This is a genomic window from Geodermatophilus sp. Leaf369 (genome assembly GCF_001424455.1).
Lineage (GTDB): Bacteria > Actinomycetota > Actinomycetes > Mycobacteriales > Geodermatophilaceae > Klenkia.
This window is the reverse complement of the sequence record NZ_LMQA01000003.1, coordinates 18,331-34,476: the sequence shown is the minus strand read 5'-3', so window position 1 is coordinate 34,476 and position 16,146 is coordinate 18,331. Positions and strand designations below refer to the sequence as shown.

Here is a 16,146-nt window from a genome sequence, read left to right as displayed (position 1 = left end):
GGCCGTGCGAGGCTGCCGGGGATGACCGAGCTGCCCGGCCCCACCGAGTGGGGCGAGACCGTGGGGGTCGGCCCGTGGCCAGGGCCGTGGCCCGACGACGAGCGGTACGACCCGCAGCTGCTGGCCGAGGGCGACCGCCGCAACGTCGTCGACCGCTACCGGTACTGGACGCTGGAGGCCGTCGTCGCCGACCTCGACGTCCGCCGGCACCCCTTCCACGTGGCGATCGAGAACTTCGGCCACGACCTCAACATCGGCACGGTGGTGCGGACGGCGAACGCCTTCCTCGCCGCCGAGGTGCACGTCGTGGGCCGGCGGCGCTGGAACCGTCGCGGGGCGATGGTCACCGACCGGTACCAGCACCTGCGCCACCACCCCGAGGTCGGCGGCCTGCTCGACTTCGCCGCCGAGCACGCCCTGACCGTCGTCGCGGTGGACAACGGACCCGGGTCCATCCCGCTGGAGACCGTCGACCTGCCGCGCGACTGCGTGCTGGTGTTCGGCGAGGAGGGCCCGGGCCTCACCCCGGCGGCCCGGGCCGGCGCCGACCTCACGGTGTCGATCTCCCAGTACGGCTCGACCCGGTCGCTGAACGCCGGGGTCGCGGCCGGCATCGCCATGCACGGCTGGATCCGCCAGCACGCCACCCCGGTGAACGACGCGTGACCGGCTGATCACTGCGCGTCGCCGCGCCTCCCACACCCGCGGGCCCGGGCTCGGGACGATGCCCGGGGACGACCGCACGGTGCGGAGCGTCCGGGGGGAGGCCGCCGTGACGCAGCAGGGGCACGCCGAGGGCTGGGACAGCTCGTGGCTCCCCGGCTGGCTGACCGACCGGCCGGCACCCGTGGACCCGCCGACCCCGCCCACCCCATCGACCCCGCCCGCCGTGGCCGTGGTCCGGGCCGCTCCGCCGACCGCACCGTCGACCCCCGCCCGGCACCGGGTGCTCGCGGCGGTGGCCGCGGTCGCCGTGGTGTTCGCCGGGGCCTGGGGCGCGTCCGCGTCGGGGGCACCGCAGCCGGCCGCAGCCGTGGCGCCGGCGGTCTCCGCGGCGACTGCGCCCGAGGCCCGTGCCACGCCGGACCTCGTCCCGCGTCCCTCGGCTGCGGTCCAGACCCCCGCCCCGGGGCCCGCTGCGGCCTCGGCCCCCCGACCGGTCGGGAGCGCCCCCGGGGTCTCCGCGCTGCCCCGGGTCGTCGTCCCGGACCCCGTCGTCGTCCGGGTCGTCGTCCCCACCGCGGCGCCGGTCGCGCCGGCCGTGGCACCGGTGCCCACGTCGGAGCCGGTCCCCGCGGAGCCCTCCGGCACGGAACCGGCCGCGACCACCGCGGCGGCCGTGCCGGACGAGACCGTGGCCACGTCAGCGGCTCCCACGACGGAGCCGACGTCCACCGAGGACCCGACACCGACGGACCAGCCGACCCCGACAGGCGAGCCGGCCCCCACCGACGAGCCGACCCCGACCGACGGGCCGGTCCCCACCGACGGGCCGGAGGAGACCGCCGCCCCGACGACCGCCGCCCCGACGACCGCCGCGCCGACCACGGCCGCCCCGACCACCGCCGCCCCGACGGCCGGCACGGCGTCCACCACGGCCGCCCCCTGAGCCCTGCCGCCACCTCCGGGGAGGCATCTCACCCCCACCGACCGGACCGCTCCTGGCCAGGCGGTGGGACAGTGGGACCCGCCATGACTGCTGAACCCCCGACCCTGACCGAGCCCGAGCGCGCCCCGGTGACGCTGCCCCTGGTGTTCGACGCGCCCCGGCGGGCCTCGAAGCCACCCCGGCACCTGAGCGACCTGACCCGCGAGGAGGCCCGCGCGGCCGTCGTCGAGCTGGGCCAGCCGGCGTTCCGGGCCGAGCAGCTGGCCCGGCACCACTACGCCGGGGTCACGGACCCGGCGCTGATGACCGACCTGCCCGCCGCGGTCCGGGCCGACCTCACCGAGGCGTTGCTGCCCGGGCTGCTGACCGTCGTCCGGCACCAGAGCGCCGACGGCGGCCGCACCCGCAAGACCCTCTGGCGGCTGCACGACGGCGCGCTCGTGGAGAGCGTGCTCATGCGCTACCCCGACCGGGCCACGGTGTGCATCTCCAGCCAGGCCGGGTGCGGGATGGCGTGTCCGTTCTGCGCGACCGGGCAGGGCGGGCTGACCCGCAACCTGTCGGCCGCGGAGATCATCGGCCAGGCCGTCGCGGCCGCCGCGGACATGGCCGCCGGGGAGATCCCGGGCGGCCCGGGCCGGTTGTCCAACGTCGTGTTCATGGGCATGGGGGAGCCGCTGGCGAACTACGCCCGGGTGCGCAAGACCCTCGACGCGCTGCTGACGCCGGCGCCGTGGGGGCTGGGGCTGAGCCAGCGCTCGGTGACCGTGTCGACCGTCGGCCTGGTGCCGGCGATCCACAAGCTCACCGAGGAGGGTCTCAACGTCACCCTCGCGGTGAGCCTGCACGCCCCCGACGACGAGCTGCGCAACACCCTGGTGCCGGTCAACACCCGGTGGAACGTCACCGAGGTGCTCGAGGCCGCCGACGCCTACGCCCGGAAGACCGGCCGCCGCTACTCCATCGAGTACGCCCTCATCCGGGACGTCAACGACCAGCCGTTCCGGGCCGACCTGCTGGGTTCACGGCTGGCCAAGCGGCTGGCGCACGTCAACCTGATCCCGCTGAACCCGACCCCGGGCAGCAAGTGGGACGCCAGCCCGCTGCCCGCGCAGCGCGAGTTCGTTGCCCGGCTGCGCGCCCACGGGGTGTCGACGACGGTGCGCGACACCCGCGGTCAGGACATCGACGGCGCCTGCGGTCAGCTCGCGGCCGCCGACCTGGCGCAGAGCGCCGGGATCCCCGCCGTCGCCCTGCCCCAGCCGCAGCTGGAGGAGACCGTGGAGCTCGGCGCCGACCTGGGCTGAGGACGCAGACGAGGCCGGTCCCCCGCGGGGGGACCGGCCTCGTCTGCGCCGTCTGTTACTCGGAACGCCAGGCGTTCTTCCGGCGGCGCCAGTCCCACACCAGGATGCCGAGCAGGACCAGGACGAAGAAGTTCACCCAGAGGTTCTCGACATTGCCCTCGTGGTTGGTGAACTGGAAGGAGAAGAGCACGAGGGCGGCGAGGAAGACGCCGATGCGCCCCTTCTTGCCGGTCTCCCCGTGCCAGCCCCAGTCCTCGGGGCGGTCGGTGTCGTGCAGCGGCTCGGAGCCGGCACGGACGATCGCCTCCTCGCGGTCGGGCTGGGCGACGACGGCTGCGGAGGTCTGCTGACCTGGGTCTCGCTGGCTCACCGGCACATCATGGCAGGCCCGCACCCGGCACACCCGTCGGCCGGGCCGGTCGGCCAGGATGGGCGCCATGAGCACCCCCCGCACGGTGACGGTCCTGGGCTCGACCGGGTCGATCGGCACCCAGGCGATCGAGGTGGCCCGGGCCAACCCCGACCGGCTGCGGATCACCGGCCTCGCCGCCGGCGGGGGCGACGTCGCCCTGCTGGCCGAGCAGGCGCTGTCCCTCGAGGTGGACACGGTCGCCGTCGCCCGGGCCACCGCCGCCCAGGACCTGCAGCTGGCCTTCTACGCCGCGGCCCAGCAGCGCGGGTGGGCGCAGGGCCAGTACCGGCTGCCGGAGATCCTGGCCGGCCCCCGGGCGGCCGAGGAGCTCGCCACCCGGCCGGCCGACGTGGTGCTCAACGGCATCACCGGCTCGATCGGCCTGGGGCCGACGCTCTCGGCACTCCGCGCCGGGCGCACGGTGGCGCTGGCCAACAAGGAGTCCCTGGTCGCCGGCGGTGACCTGGTGCTGGCCGCCGCGGCACCGGGACAGCTCGTGCCGGTGGACTCCGAGCACTCCGCGATGGCCCAGTGCCTGCGCGGCGGCGCCCGGGGCGAGGTCGCCCGGTTGGTGCTCACCGCCAGCGGCGGGCCGTTCCGGGGGCGTCCGGCCGCCGAGCTCGCCGACGTGACGGTCGAGGACGCCCTCGCCCACCCCACCTGGGCGATGGGCCCGGTGGTGACGATCAACTCGGCCACCCTGGTCAACAAGGGCCTCGAGCTGATCGAGGCGCACCTGCTCTTCGGCGTCCCGTACGCCGACGTGGACGTCGTGGTGCACCCGCAGTCGATCGTGCACTCGATGGTCACCTTCGCCGACGGCGCGACCATCGCCCAGGCCAGCCCGCCGGACATGCGGCTGCCGATCGCCCTGGCGCTGGCCTGGCCCGACCGGCTCCCACACGTGCAGCCGGCGCTGGACTGGTCGACCGCCAGCACGTGGGAGTTCGCGCCGCTGGACCACGAGGCGTTCCCCGCCGTCCGCCTGGCCCGCGCGGCCGGGGAGGCCGGGGGCGTCGTCCCGGCGCTGTTCAACGCCGCCAACGAGGAGGCGGTCGCCGCCTTCCTGGCCGGCCGCCTGCCGTTCCCAGGGATCGTCCAGACGATCGCGCGTACCCTCGACCAGGCGCCGGACCTCGGCGTACCCACCTGCGTCGAGGACGTGCTGGCCGCTGAGAAGTGGGCCCGGGAGCACGCTCGCGGCGCGATCGCCGGAGGCTGAGCTGAGCGGGTTCCTGCTGACCGTCCTGGGGATCGTCGCCTTCTTCGTCGGGCTGCTGTTCTCCATCGGCTTCCACGAGTTCGGCCACTTCTTCTGGGCCCGGAAGTTCGGCATGCGCGTGCCGCAGTTCATGGTCGGCTTCGGGCCGACCGTGTTCTCCCGCCGCCGCGGTGAGACCGAGTACGGCGTCAAGGCCATCCCGCTGGGCGGGTACATCCGGATCGTCGGGATGATCCCGCCGGCCGAGCCCCACGAGAGCAAGCGCGCCACCCGGATGCGCAGCTTCATCGCCGAGGTGCGCGGGCAGGCGCTCAACGACGTGCTGCCCACCGACGGCGGACGGGTCTTCTACGCCAAGCCCTGGTGGCAGCGCGTCATCGTCATGGCCGCCGGGCCGGTGAACAACCTGGTGCTGGCGGTGCTGTTCTTCACCCTGACGCTCACCACGATCGGCACCAGCGTGCTCACCACCCAGGTGGGCACCGTGCCGGCCTGTGTGCTCCCGGCGAACGCCGCCACCGCCGCCCAGGACGACGCCTGCGACGTCCCCATCGTCACCTCGGGGGCAGACGCCGGTCAGGAGTGCACCGCGGGCAGCGCGAACTGCGCCCTGCCGGTCGCGAGCCCGGCCGCCGAGGCCGGGCTGCGCCCCGGCGACACGATCGTCGCCATCGACGGCCAGCAGGTCGACCCCACCGCGTGGGACAGCTGGACGACGGTGCAGCAGGCCATCCGCAGCAGCCCGGGTGAGCCGCTGCAGTTCACCGTGGACCGGGACGGCACGCAGACCGACCTGACGGTCACCCCGATCCCGAACACCGTCTACGAGGACCAGACCGCCGAGGACACGATCACCGCCGGCTACGTCGGGATCAGCCCGGTCGGCGCGTTCGCCCGGCAGTCGATCACCGAGCTGCCCGGCTACTTCGCCAACACCGTCAGCCAGTCCGTGGAGCGGCTGATCGGCATCCCGGAGCGGGTGCCGGCCCTGTTCGGCGCCGCCTTCCTGGGCGACGAGCGCGACGAGAACGGCCCGATCGGCATCGTCGGGGTCGGCCGGATCTCCGGCGAGGTGTTCGCGCTGACCGAGTTCACCGGCCAGGAGAAGCTCAGCTTCTTCCTGTCCCTGCTGGCCAGCGTCAACCTGGTGCTGTTCCTGTTCAACCTGGTGCCCATCTACCCGCTGGACGGCGGGCACGTCGCCGGCGCCCTGTACGAGAAGGCCCGGTCGTCGGTCGCCCGGGTGCGCGGCAAGCCCGACCCCGGCCCGTTCGACATCGCCCGGCTCATGCCGGTGGCCTACGTCGTCGCGGGACTGTTCATCGCGCTGTCCGGGTTGCTCCTGGTGGCCGACCTCGTCAACCCCATCACGCTGCAGTAAGAGGAGAATCGACTCCGTGACAGTCAGCCTGGGCATGCCCACCCCTCCGCCGCCGGTGCTCGCACCCCGCCGGAAGACCCGTCAGCTCGACGTGGGCGGGGTCGGTGTCGGCAGCGACTCGCCCGTCAGCGTCCAGTCGATGTGCACCACCAAGACCGCCGACATCAACGCCACGCTCCAGCAGATCGCCGAGCTCACCGCCTCGGGCTGCCAGATCGTGCGGGTCGCCGTCCCCGACACCGACGACGCCGAGGCGCTCAAGGCGATCGCGACCAAGTCGCAGATCCCGGTCATCGCCGACATCCACTTCCAGCCGCGGTACGTGTTCGCCGCGATCGAGGCCGGCTGTGCCGCCGTCCGGGTGAACCCGGGCAACATCAAGAAGTTCGACGACAAGGTCGGCGACATCGCCAAGGCGGCCAAGGAGCACGGCACCCCCATCCGCATCGGGGTCAACGCCGGGTCCCTCGACAAGCGCCTGCTGGCCAAGTACGGCAAGGCCACCCCGGAGGCGCTGGTCGAGTCCGCGCTGTGGGAGTGCTCGCTGTTCGAGGAGCACGACTTCCGCGACATCAAGATCTCGGTCAAGCACAACGACCCGGTCGTGATGGTGCGCGCCTACGAGCTGCTGGCCCAGCAGTGCGACTACCCGCTGCACCTGGGCGTCACCGAGGCCGGCCCGCAGTTCCAGGGCACGATCAAGTCCGCCGTGGCCTTCGGTGCGCTGCTGAGCAAGGGCATCGGCGACACGATCCGTGTCTCCCTCTCGGCCCCTCCGGTCGAGGAGGTCAAGGTCGGGCTGCAGATCCTGGAGTCGCTGAACCTCAAGCAGCGTGGCCTGGAGATCGTGTCCTGCCCGTCCTGCGGCCGCGCCCAGGTCGACGTCTACAAGCTCGCCGACGAGGTCACCGCGGGCCTGGAGGGCATGGAGATCCCGCTGCGCGTGGCCGTCATGGGCTGCGTCGTCAACGGCCCGGGGGAGGCCCGCGAGGCCGACCTCGGCGTCGCCTCGGGCAACGGCAAGGGCCAGATCTTCGTCAAGGGCGAGGTGGTCAAGACCGTGCCCGAGTCGATGATCGTGGAGACCCTCATCGAGGAGGCCTTCCGGATCGCCGAGCAGCAGGCCGACGACGGCGTGGCCTCCGGCGCGCCCGTCGTCAGCGTCTCCTGACCCCGTAGGAAGGGGAGTCAGGCGGTGCTGCGCGCCCTCCCGGCCCGGGTGCTGGACGCCGACGACGAGCGGGCCGTCCGCGACCTGCTGGCCACCGACCCGGTCGCGGCCTGCATGCTCGCCGGCCGGATCGAGACCCACGGCGTGGCCCCGGCGACCCTCGGGGCCCCGCTCTGGGGTCTGGGGTCCGGGGCCGAGCTGGACGCCGTCTGCCTCGCCGGGGCGAACCTGATCCCGTTCGCCCGGCCCGGTGCCGAGCTCGAGGCGGCCCGGGCCTTCGCCGACCGGGCCCGCCGCGGCGGGCGGCGGTGCTCCACCATCGTGGGGCCGGCGCAGGCGGTGAACCCGCTGTGGGAGCGGCTGCAGCCGCACTGGGGCCCGGCCCGCGACGTCCGCGCCGTCCAGCCGCTGCTGGCCATCGACGGCCCGCCGCTGGTGCCCGCCGAGCCCCGGGTGCAGCCGGTCCGGCTCCAGCAGCTGGAGACCCTGCTGCCCGCAGCCATCGCGATGTTCACCGAGGAGGTGGGCGTCAGCCCGCTGCGGGTCGACGGCGGCGCGGGCTACCGGGCCCGGGTCACCGAACTGGTGCGGGCCGGGCAGTCGCTGGCCTGGATCGAGTTCGGCGAGGTCGTGTTCAAGGCCGAGATCGGCGCCGTCTCCCGTGCGGCCTGCCAGGTGCAGGGCGTCTGGGTGGCGCCGCGCCACCGGGGCCGCGGCATCGGCCAGGCCGGGACGGCGGCGGTCGTGGAGTACGCCCGCCGGGCGATCGCGCCGGTCGTGAGCCTGTACGTCAACGACTTCAACGCCGGGGCCCGGGCGGCCTACGCCAAGGTCGGTTTCCGGGACGTCGGCACGTACTCCTCCGTCCTGTTCTGAATCGTCGTACCCGTCTGTCAGAGTGCCCGGGTGGCGACTCGACGGGGAACGGTCCTGCTGGTGACGACGGCGGTGCTGGCCGGGCCCGTGCTCAGCGCCTGCACCTCGGCCGACCCCACCGACGAGGTGCGGGACACCGCCCAGGCGTTCCTGGCCGACTGGTCCGGCGGTGACACCGCCGGTGCTGCGGCCCGCACCGACGACGAGGCGCTCGCCACCACCCTGCTCGACCAGACCGCCACCGACCTCCCCGGCGCCACGCTCGCCGCCGACCTCGGCGACGTCTCCGTCGACACCGACGAGGGGTCCACGGCCACCGCGACGTGGACGGCGACGTGGGACCTGGCGGCCGCGCCCGACTGGACCTACCAGGCCACCCTCGACCTGACCCGCGACGGGGAGAGCGACAGCTGGACGGTGACGGCCGAACCCACGCTGGTGCACCCCGAGCTGGCCCAGGGGCAGCACCTGCAGCTCACCCGCACGCTGCCCGACCGCGCCGCGATCACCGACGCCACCGGGGCGCCGCTGTTCAGCCCCACCGAGGTCGTGAACGTCGGCGTCGACACCGCCCAGGTGACCGACCTGCCCGCCCTGGCCGCCGGTCTGTCCGCGGCCACCGGGGTGAGCGCCGAGGAGATCACCGCCGACGTGCAGGCCGCTCCCAGCGGGCAGTTCGTCCCGGTCATCACGCTGCGCCGCCCGGACTTCGAGGCCATCCGGGCCCAGGTGTTCGACCTGCCCGGCGCGGTCTTCCCCACCGACACCCGACTGCTGGCCCCCAGCCCGCGCTTCGGCGCCGCGCTGCTGGGTCGGGTGGGTGCAGCCACCGCCGAGGTGCTCGAGGAGACCACCGGCGACGACGACCAGCCGCTGTACGCCGAGGGCGACCAGCTGGGTCTGTCGGGCCTGCAGCGGGCCTACCAGGAGCAGCTCGCCGGGACGGCGGGGTTCAGCGTCGCGGTGATCAGCCTGGACACCGCCACCGGGGACACCGGACGGGTCGTGGACACCGTCGACCCGGTCCCCGGCACCCCGGTGCAGACGCCGCTGGTCCCGGCCGTGCAGAACGCCGCGGATGCCGCCGTCGCCGGTCAGGCGCTGGCCACCCACCTCGTGGTGGTCCGCCCCGGCACCGGGGAGGTGCTGGCGGTCAGCTCCAACGAGGCGGCCACCGCGGCGAACGCCCTGTCGGGCCAGTTCCCGCCCGGGTCCAGCATGAAGACCATGACGGCCACCGCGCTGCTCTCGGCCGGCACGGTCACCCCCGACACCGCCGTGGCCTGCCCCGGCACCACGGTCGTCGACGGCCGGGAGTTCGAGAACGAGGACGAGTTCGACCTGGGCACGGTGCCGTTCACCGAGGCCTTCGCGCAGTCCTGCAACACCACCTTCATCCAGCAGGGCCTGACCCTGCCCGACGACGCCCTGTCGGCCGCGGCGGCGTCCTACGGCGTCGGCACCGACTGGCAGCTGCCCGTCGGGGTCTTCTCCGGCACGGTGCCGGCCACCAGCACCGGCACGACCAAGGCCGCCGACGCGATCGGGCAGGGCGAGGTGCTCATGAGCCCGGCGCAGATGGCGCTGGTCGCCGCCGGCATCGCCAGCGGCACCCCGGCCGCCCCCGTCGAGGTGGTCGGCGCCGAGCCGGCCGGTGCAGCCCCCGCGGGACCGGGGCAGGCGGTGCTGGACCAGCTGCGGCCGATGATGCGCGAGGTGGTGCTGTCGGGCACCGCGACCGCACTGGCCGACCAGGGCGAGGTCTACGGCAAGACCGGGACGGCGGAGTTCGGCACCAACACCCCGCCGGACTCGCACGGCTGGTTCGTCGGCTACCAGCTCGGCGGCCCCCAGGGCGACCTGGCCTTCGCCGTCCTGGTCGAGGCCGGCCAGTCCAGCAGCGTCGCGGTCGGCGTCGCCGACGCCTTCCTGTCGAACCTCGCGACCTGATGGAACGGCCTCGTCGTAGGGGCCCGGGACGTGCGGAGCGCGTCCTGGGGGGCGATGAGGTCCTTCTGTCAGCCCCCTGGGTTGAGCACCTGGTTGCCGATGATGACCGCGGAGATCCCGCCGAAGACCAGCACCGCCAGCACCATGACGGCCAGCCGGTAGCCGCGCACCTGGATCGCCTTGGGCAACGCCGTCCGGTTGAGCCGGATCAGCAGGATCGAGTAGACGAACATCATGAACCCGCCGACCACCGAGCTGATCACCAGCAGGACCAGCGGTTGGTCGAACCCGGAGAGCAGCACCACGGCGCCCACGACGAGCAGGCCCCAGACGACCAAGGAGTAGACCCGGCTCTCGCTCCACCGCTCGGAGCGGGCCAGGTAGTTCACCTTGACCGTGTCGGCGACCAGCCGGGCGGTGTAGTCACAGATGCCCAGCGCCGCGGCGTACAGCGACACCGCGCCGATCCACCAGAAGAACGTGCCGAACCAGCCGCCCACGGTGTCGGCCAGCACCTGGCCCTCGGTCTGCAGGAAGCTGATGTCGTTGCCCGGGGTGTCCCGGCCGAAGACGGTGGCGTAGGCGATCACCGAGGTGGCCGAGATGGTCAGCCAGGTCAGGAACCAGAAGCTGACCATCTGCTCGGTGTTGGCGACCCGCCACCAGCCCTTCCAGCGGCGCAGGTTGTCCGGGGTGGCCGGGAACAGGAACCCGGTGGAGGGCTTCGCCTGGTCCTCGCCGGTGACGGGGGAGACCAGGCGGGGGATGCGGGCGCCCATGCCGAAGCCCTTGTCCCGGATCCAGTTGCTCTGCACCAGGTTCTGCCCGCCACCACCGCCGGCGAAGGCCAGCGCACCGAGCACCAAGGCCAGGCCGAGCTGGCTGGGCACCGACCCGAAGTCGGTCACCACCCGCCGGGTCTCGGCGACGTCGTCGGCCCCGACCACGGCGATGAACGCGATCACGATGAAGGCCAGCACGGCGCCGACCTTGACGAACTCGATCCGCTCCACCGCGGTGTAGACCACCGGCGAGAGGGTGAGCACCAGCCCGATCGAGGCCAGCATGAGCAGCGCGATGAGCGTGACGTTCCCGCCGCCCACCGCGTAGGTGAGCACCGTCGCCGAGCTGGTGGCCCACCCCGGCCAGAGGTTGGCCAGGATCGTCAGCAGCGCGAACACCAGGCCCCAGTGGCGCCAGAGCCGGGAGAACCCGGTCAGCGCGGTCTCCCCGGTGGCCAGCGTGTAGCGCTCGATCTCCATGTTGATGAACAGCTGCAGGGTGACCCCGACGAAGGCCGCCCACAGGAACGACAGCCCCACCTCGCTGGCGATGTAGGGGTAGAGCACGAACTCACCCGACGCCAGTCCGATGCCGGCACCGATGACGCCGGGGCCGAGCACCTTGCGCAGCGGCCGGGGCTCGGGCAGGTCGGCGGTGCCGGGCATGGGCAACGCACCGCCCCCGGTGGGGAAGGTGCGTCCGGGCTCCTGGGCGGCCAACGGGTCCCCGCCGGGGTCCGTGCCGGGGCTCGCGCCGGTGGTCGGGGTGGGGTCGGCGTCGGCGCCGCTGCGTGCCATGCCGGTGATCATCGAGGGCACACAGCCGACGCGCAGGTCGGCGTCGGTCAGCCGCCGAGGCCGGGGGTCGCGCTGGTGACCGGGGTCCGGCTGGCCTGCGCCCGCCACGACACCGCGCGCACCTCCGCGGCCGACGCCGAGGTCACCGCGAGCTCCCGGGTGTCCCGTGCCGCAGCCTGGTCCAGCACGTACACCCAGGCCACCGTGGTGCCGTCCTCCAGGGTCACCGCCAGCGCGGCGGCGTCCACCGCGCTGAGCACGGGGAAGGGCAGCGCGTAGGCCGCCGAGCTCGCGACCGGGTCCACCCCGGCCGCCCGGAGCAGCTCGGCCACCCGGTCGCGCAGGTCGCGGTGCGCCTGCTGGGCGAGGACGACCTCGGCCCGGGTCCCCTCGGCCAGCGCCGCACCGACGGTCCCGTAGCCCCACACCGCGGCGTGCTCGGCGGCCAGGGCCAGCTGGAGGGCGTCCTGCTCGGCGCGCACCGACCCGGCCTCCCCGCTGGTCGGCGCGGTCGTCGTGGAGGTGCTGGGCGTCGTCATGCGAGCTGTCCGTCCTGGCCGCGCAGCCCGGCGGCGATGCTGCCCAGCAGTGCGGCGCGGGCGCCGGTGAAGTCCAGGCACGCGGTGGCGTGCGAGGTGGCCGCGGCCGCGACCTGGGCGCGCAGCGTGGCCCGGGCCGCCGCGGCGTCCACGGCGACGGCCGGGGCCGACGAGGGGGTGCCAGACGCGGCGGCCGTGGTCGCGGTCGGCGCCGCCTGCCGCAGCTGCTCCAGCTGCTCCCCTGCCTGGGTGGCCAGCACCGACGCCGCCGCGGCGAGCTCCGCCGACGCCGCGAACGCCGTGGCGAACGCGGCGACCAGCTGCTCCTGGACCGCGAGCTGCCCGGCGAGCTGGTCGACCTGGGCCGGGGTGACCGCGTCGGCGCCGGCCGGTTCGTCGGTCGAGCAGCCGACGGCCAGCAGGCCGGGCAGCAGGACGCCGGCGACCAGCAGGGCCCGGCGGGTGACCGCGGGGGCCTCACTGGGCGGGGGAGCGGGGGCGGACATCGGTGGCCATCCTGGCAGCCCGCACCCGGTCGGGCGTGCCGGGAGGTGCCGACGGCGAGGCGCCCGTCACCACCCCCCGGGCGGTACCGTGGGCAGTCCGGTCCGGCGGGTCCCCTCCCGCCGCCACGCCCGTGCGCCCGTCGGTGCCGTCGGGCCCGTCCCGGTCGTCGACCGCCACCCCCGTGTCGGTGCCACGCCCGCGAACAGCCCGAGGAGGCCCCCGGTGTCCAGCCACCCCGACCCGCAGCAGGGCAGGACCGGCGTCGCCGCCACGCAGCGGCTCACCGCGTCCATCGAACCGGTCGTCGCCCTGGCCGGGTACGACCTCGAGGAGGTCCACGTCCGGGCCGCCGGCAACCGGTTCGTCGTCCGCGTGGTCGTGGACCGGGACAGCGGGGTGAGCCTCGACGACGTCGCCGAGGTCAGCCGCACGCTGTCCGACGTGCTGGACGCCGAGGAGGAGGGTGACCTGGGGCGCTCGCCCTACGTCCTGGAGGTCACCAGCCCCGGCGTCGACCGGCCGCTGACCCTGCCCCGGCACTGGGCCCGCAACATCGGCCGCCTGGTCACCACCAGCGCCGGCGGGGCCGAGCTGGTCGGCCGGGTGGTGGCCGTGGACGGCGACGGGGTGACCCTCGCCGTGGAGAAGGGCGGGGCCAAGAAGGGCCAGGTCCGCAAGGCCGTGGGCGACCGCGTGCTGACCTGGGCCGAGCTGGGCGAGGGCCGGGTGCAGGTCGAGTTCAACCGGCCGGCCGGGCACCGCGACGAGCACCTGGTGCACGAGGGGCCCGAGGACGGGTCCGAGGACGACGACACCGAGCTCACCGCCGACGACGTCGACGACGAGCTCGACGAGCAGCACGAGGGCGACCGGCCGACCGCGGCCGGTGCCCGGGACAGAGGAGACAAGTGAACATCGACGTGACCGCCCTCAAGGCGGTCGAGCGCGAGAAGGGCATCCCCGCCGACACGGTGCTCCAGGCGATCGAGAGCGCCCTGGTGACGGCCTACCGGCACGCCGAGGGCGCAGCCAAGCACGTGCGGGTCCAGATCGACCGCAAGAGCGGCGAGGTCGCCGTGCTCGCCCAGGAGCTCGGCCCCGACGGCGAGGTCGTGCACGAGTACGACGACACCCCCACCGACTTCGGCCGGATCGCGGCCAGCACCGCCAAGCAGGTCATCGTCCAGCGGCTGCGCGACGCCGAGCACGAGCAGACCTTCGGTGAGTACGTGGGCAAGGAGGGCGACGTCGTCGGCGGCATCGTCCAGGCCCACGACCGGCGCAACCACGAGGGCACCGTGCTGGTCGACATCGGCAAGGTGGAGGCCAACCTGCCCCCCACCGAGCAGGTGCCCGGCGAGGAGTACCCGCACGGCAGCCGGCTCAAGGCCTACGTCGTCTCGGTCGCGCGCACCTTCCGCGGTCCGCAGGTGACCGTCTCGCGCAGCCACCCCAACCTGGTGCGCACCCTCTTCGCCCTCGAGGTCCCCGAGATCGCCGACGGCAGCGTCGAGATCGTGGCCGTGGCCCGTGAGGCCGGACACCGGTCCAAGATCGCCGTCCGCACCCGGGTGCCCGGGCTCAACGCCAAGGGCGCCTGCATCGGCCCGATGGGCCAGCGGGTGCGCAACGTGATGAGCGAGCTGAACGGCGAGAAGATCGACATCGTCGACTGGGTGGACGACGAGGCCGCCTTCGTGGCCTCGGCGCTCTCCCCGGCCCGGGTGACCAGCGCCCGGGTGGTCGACCCGGCCGCCCGGGCCGTCCGCGTCGTCGTCCCCGACTACCAGTTGTCGCTGGCCATCGGCAAGGAGGGCCAGAACGCCCGCCTCGCCGCCCGGCTGACCGGCTGCCGGATCGACATCCGCAGCGACGCCCAGCCCGAGGGCGAGGACACCGTGTCCCCGGGCGTCGGCCGCGCCCCGCTGCGCTCGGCCCCCCGTCCGGCGGGGGAGACCGGCGGTCTGCCCGGTCGTGACCCGCGGGGCGGCCCGCGGGGTGGTCAGCGGCCGACCGTGCGCCGGCCGGAACACCGCGGGCCCTCGGCGCGCTAGACTCGACGATGGCCGAACCGCTGATCCCGGTCCGCACCTGTGTGGGCTGCCGACGACGCGCTCCGGTCACCGGACTGCTGCGCGTCGTCGTGCAGGGCTCCCGGCTCATCCCGGACCCCGCTCGACGCCTCCCCGGTCGGGGTGCCTCGCTGCACCCCACCCCGGAGTGCCTGCGGGCAGCGGTCCGACGTCGGGCCTTCCCCAGGGCGCTGCGCAGCAGCATCCCGGTGGAGACCGACCTGCTCGAGTCCCACGTCAGCGCGGTGTCACCCGACACCGCACCGGCCGGGGCCTGAGCCCCACCCGCACCACCGTCGGACCGGCACCCGGCCGGTCCGTCCTCGAGAGCAGGACGTCCTCGGATGACCCACCCGTGAAGTCGCACCTGTGACTGGGCAGACAATGCACAACTAGCAACGAGGTCGAGCGGGCCAGCCGCCGGCCTCACCACTGAGGAGACCCGTGCCAGGCAAAGCCCGCGTACACGAGCTCGCTAAAGAGCTCGGTGTCGACAGCAAGGCAGTGCTCGCCAAGCTCAAGGAGCAGGGCGAGTTCGTGAAGTCCGCGTCGTCCACCGTCGAGGCCCCCGTGGCCCGCCGCCTGCGTGAGGCCTACGGGTCCACCGGTGCCGGCAACGGTGCACCGACCCCGGGGCCCCGCCCCGGTCCCCGTCCGGCCGCCCCCGCGCCGCAGGCACCGGCTGCTGCCGCACCTGCCCCGGTGCAGGCCGCCCCGTCGGCCCCGGCCCCGCAGGCTGCTGCTCCCGCAGCACCCTCGGCGCCCTCCAGCGCTCCGCGTCCCGGTGCCCCCGGCCCGCGTCCGGGCCCCCGCCCGGCACCGCAGCCCCCGGTCGTCGAGACCCCGGCCGTCCAGGCACCCGCTCCCCAGGCCCCCGCGGCCCAGGCAGCTGCTGCCCAGGCGCCGGCTCCCGCGCCGTCCCGTCCGGCCGCCCCGCGGCCCGGCCAGGGTGGCGCCCCGGCCCAGGGCGCGCCGCGTCCCGGTGCCGCCGGCCCGCGTCCGGGACCCCGTCCCGCGCCGCGTCCGGGCAACAACCCCTTCTCCAGTGCCCCGCGTCCGGCGGCTCCCCGCCCCGGCGGCGGTGCGCCGAGCGCTCCCGGTGGCCAGGCTCCGGCCTCCCCGGGCACGCCCGGTCCGGGCGGTCCCCGTCCCGGCCCCGGTGCCGGCGGTCCCCGCCCGGCTCCCGGCGCCGGCGGTCCCCGTCCGCCGTCGGGCCCCGGCGGCCCGCGTCCTGCTGCTGGTCCCGGTGGGCCCCGTCCCAACCCGGGCATGATGCCGCAGCGTCCGAGCCCAGGCATGATGCCCGCACGTGCGCCCGGTCGTCCCGGTGCCCCCGGCGGCCGTGGTCGTCCCGGTGGCGGTCCCGGCGGCCCGCCCGGTGCCGGTGGCGGCTTCCGCCCCGGCGGCGGCGGTGGCGGTGCTCCTGCCGGCGGCTTCCGCGGTGGCGGCGGCCGTGGCCGTGGTCGCGGTGGTTCCGGTGCCGGTACCGCGGGTGCCTTCGGGCGTCCCGGTGGCCGCGG

15 protein-coding genes and 1 pseudogene are annotated in these 16,146 nt (G+C 74.9%); 12 read left to right on the top strand and 4 right to left on the bottom strand.

Annotated elements, in window-relative coordinates; genetic code table 11:
- Window positions 1-21: 21 nt before the first annotated feature.
- From ASG36_RS14505 to rlmN, 3 genes are all read left to right on the top strand, one after another.
- Complete coding sequence (locus ASG36_RS14505; protein ID WP_200944507.1) at window positions 22-666, top strand: RNA methyltransferase; 645 nt, start codon at window positions 22-24, stop codon at window positions 664-666.
- Between the two features lie 106 nt (window positions 667-772).
- Entirely contained in the window at window positions 773-1,609 is an 837-nt protein-coding gene (locus tag ASG36_RS14500) for a hypothetical protein (RefSeq protein ID WP_157498827.1), read from the top strand.
- Between the two features lie 83 nt (window positions 1,610-1,692).
- Window positions 1,693-2,916, top strand: coding sequence for a 23S rRNA (adenine(2503)-C(2))-methyltransferase RlmN (gene rlmN / locus ASG36_RS14495; RefSeq protein WP_055766206.1), 1,224 nt, complete (start codon window positions 1,693-1,695; stop codon window positions 2,914-2,916).
- 55 nt (window positions 2,917-2,971) lie between these two features.
- Here rlmN and ASG36_RS14490 read toward each other — a convergent pair whose 3' ends face one another.
- Window positions 2,972-3,286, bottom strand: coding sequence for a DUF2631 domain-containing protein (locus tag ASG36_RS14490; protein ID WP_235495044.1), 315 nt, complete (start codon window positions 3,284-3,286; stop codon window positions 2,972-2,974).
- A 67-nt stretch (window positions 3,287-3,353) separates the two neighbouring features.
- Between ASG36_RS14490 and dxr the strand changes: the two genes are divergently transcribed.
- From dxr to ASG36_RS14465, 5 genes are read left to right on the top strand one after another with little or no spacing between them, the layout of a single operon-like run.
- Window positions 3,354-4,550 (top strand): 1-deoxy-D-xylulose-5-phosphate reductoisomerase, encoded by a 1,197-nt coding sequence (gene dxr, locus ASG36_RS14485; protein ID WP_055765295.1) that lies wholly within the window; start codon window positions 3,354-3,356, stop codon window positions 4,548-4,550.
- Window position 4,551: 1 nt separating this feature from the next.
- Entirely contained in the window at window positions 4,552-5,931 is a 1,380-nt protein-coding gene (locus ASG36_RS14480) for an RIP metalloprotease (protein ID WP_369794095.1), read from the top strand.
- A gap of 34 nt (window positions 5,932-5,965) precedes the next feature.
- Entirely contained in the window at window positions 5,966-7,102 is a 1,137-nt protein-coding gene (ispG, locus tag ASG36_RS14475) for a flavodoxin-dependent (E)-4-hydroxy-3-methylbut-2-enyl-diphosphate synthase (RefSeq protein ID WP_055765290.1), read from the top strand.
- A 24-nt stretch (window positions 7,103-7,126) separates the two neighbouring features.
- Window positions 7,127-7,978 carry a DUF4081 domain-containing GNAT family N-acetyltransferase gene (locus tag ASG36_RS14470; RefSeq protein ID WP_055765287.1) on the top strand — a complete coding sequence of 284 codons (852 nt, stop codon included), beginning with the start codon at window positions 7,127-7,129 and terminating at the stop codon, window positions 7,976-7,978.
- A 30-nt stretch (window positions 7,979-8,008) separates the two neighbouring features.
- Window positions 8,009-9,928 carry a penicillin-binding transpeptidase domain-containing protein gene (locus tag ASG36_RS14465; RefSeq protein WP_055765284.1) on the top strand — a complete coding sequence of 640 codons (1,920 nt, stop codon included), beginning with the start codon at window positions 8,009-8,011 and terminating at the stop codon, window positions 9,926-9,928.
- A gap of 68 nt (window positions 9,929-9,996) precedes the next feature.
- Here ASG36_RS14465 and ASG36_RS14460 read toward each other — a convergent pair whose 3' ends face one another.
- The 3 genes from ASG36_RS14460 to ASG36_RS14450 are packed head-to-tail and all read right to left on the bottom strand — an operon-like array spanning window position 9,997 to window position 12,553.
- On the bottom strand, window positions 9,997-11,508 hold the full coding sequence (locus ASG36_RS14460; RefSeq protein ID WP_235495039.1) for an Nramp family divalent metal transporter: 1,512 nt from the start codon (window positions 11,506-11,508) through the stop codon (window positions 9,997-9,999).
- 47 nt (window positions 11,509-11,555) lie between these two features.
- Entirely contained in the window at window positions 11,556-12,047 is a 492-nt protein-coding gene (locus tag ASG36_RS14455) for a ferritin-like domain-containing protein (RefSeq protein WP_082523159.1), read from the bottom strand.
- Entirely contained in the window at window positions 12,044-12,553 is a 510-nt protein-coding gene (locus ASG36_RS14450) for a hypothetical protein (RefSeq protein WP_055765279.1), read from the bottom strand. The genes ASG36_RS14455 and ASG36_RS14450 overlap by 4 nt, the downstream gene beginning before the upstream one ends.
- Before the next feature lie 223 nt (window positions 12,554-12,776).
- On the opposite strand from ASG36_RS14450, the gene rimP reads away from it, so the two are divergent.
- The 4 genes and pseudogenes from rimP to ASG36_RS22910 all read left to right on the top strand — a co-directional run.
- Complete coding sequence (gene rimP / locus ASG36_RS14440; protein ID WP_082523158.1) at window positions 12,777-13,466, top strand: ribosome maturation factor RimP; 690 nt, start codon at window positions 12,777-12,779, stop codon at window positions 13,464-13,466.
- Window positions 13,463-14,608 (top strand): transcription termination factor NusA, encoded by a 1,146-nt coding sequence (gene nusA, locus ASG36_RS14435; RefSeq protein ID WP_055765273.1) that lies wholly within the window; start codon window positions 13,463-13,465, stop codon window positions 14,606-14,608. The genes rimP and nusA overlap by 4 nt, the downstream gene beginning before the upstream one ends.
- Before the next feature lie 8 nt (window positions 14,609-14,616).
- Window positions 14,617-14,904, top strand: coding sequence for a YlxR family protein (locus tag ASG36_RS14430; protein WP_055765271.1), 288 nt, complete (start codon window positions 14,617-14,619; stop codon window positions 14,902-14,904).
- Between the two features lie 166 nt (window positions 14,905-15,070).
- A pseudogene (locus ASG36_RS22910) lies at window positions 15,071-15,214 on the top strand (translation initiation factor IF-2 N-terminal domain-containing protein); the annotation flags it as partial.
- Window positions 15,215-16,146 lie beyond the last annotated feature (932 nt).

What these genes read in the sequence shown, in the direction of transcription:
- dxr (WP_055765295.1), top strand. Translation starts at nt 3,354, where the DNA reads ATGAGCACCCCCCGCACGGTGACGGTCCTGGGCTCGACCGGGTCGATC.
- ASG36_RS14430 (WP_055765271.1), top strand. Translation starts at nt 14,617, where the DNA reads ATGGCCGAACCGCTGATCCCGGTCCGCACCTGTGTGGGCTGCCGACGA.
- ASG36_RS14455 (WP_082523159.1), bottom strand. Translation starts at nt 12,047, where the DNA reads ATGACGACGCCCAGCACCTCCACGACGACCGCGCCGACCAGCGGGGAG.
- ASG36_RS14505 (WP_200944507.1), top strand. Translation starts at nt 22, where the DNA reads ATGACCGAGCTGCCCGGCCCCACCGAGTGGGGCGAGACCGTGGGGGTC.
- ASG36_RS14460 (WP_235495039.1), bottom strand. Translation starts at nt 11,508, where the DNA reads ATGGCACGCAGCGGCGCCGACGCCGACCCCACCCCGACCACCGGCGCG.
- rlmN (WP_055766206.1), top strand. Translation starts at nt 1,693, where the DNA reads ATGACTGCTGAACCCCCGACCCTGACCGAGCCCGAGCGCGCCCCGGTG.
- ASG36_RS14450 (WP_055765279.1), bottom strand. Translation starts at nt 12,553, where the DNA reads ATGTCCGCCCCCGCTCCCCCGCCCAGTGAGGCCCCCGCGGTCACCCGC.
- ispG (WP_055765290.1), top strand. Translation starts at nt 5,966, where the DNA reads ATGCCCACCCCTCCGCCGCCGGTGCTCGCACCCCGCCGGAAGACCCGT.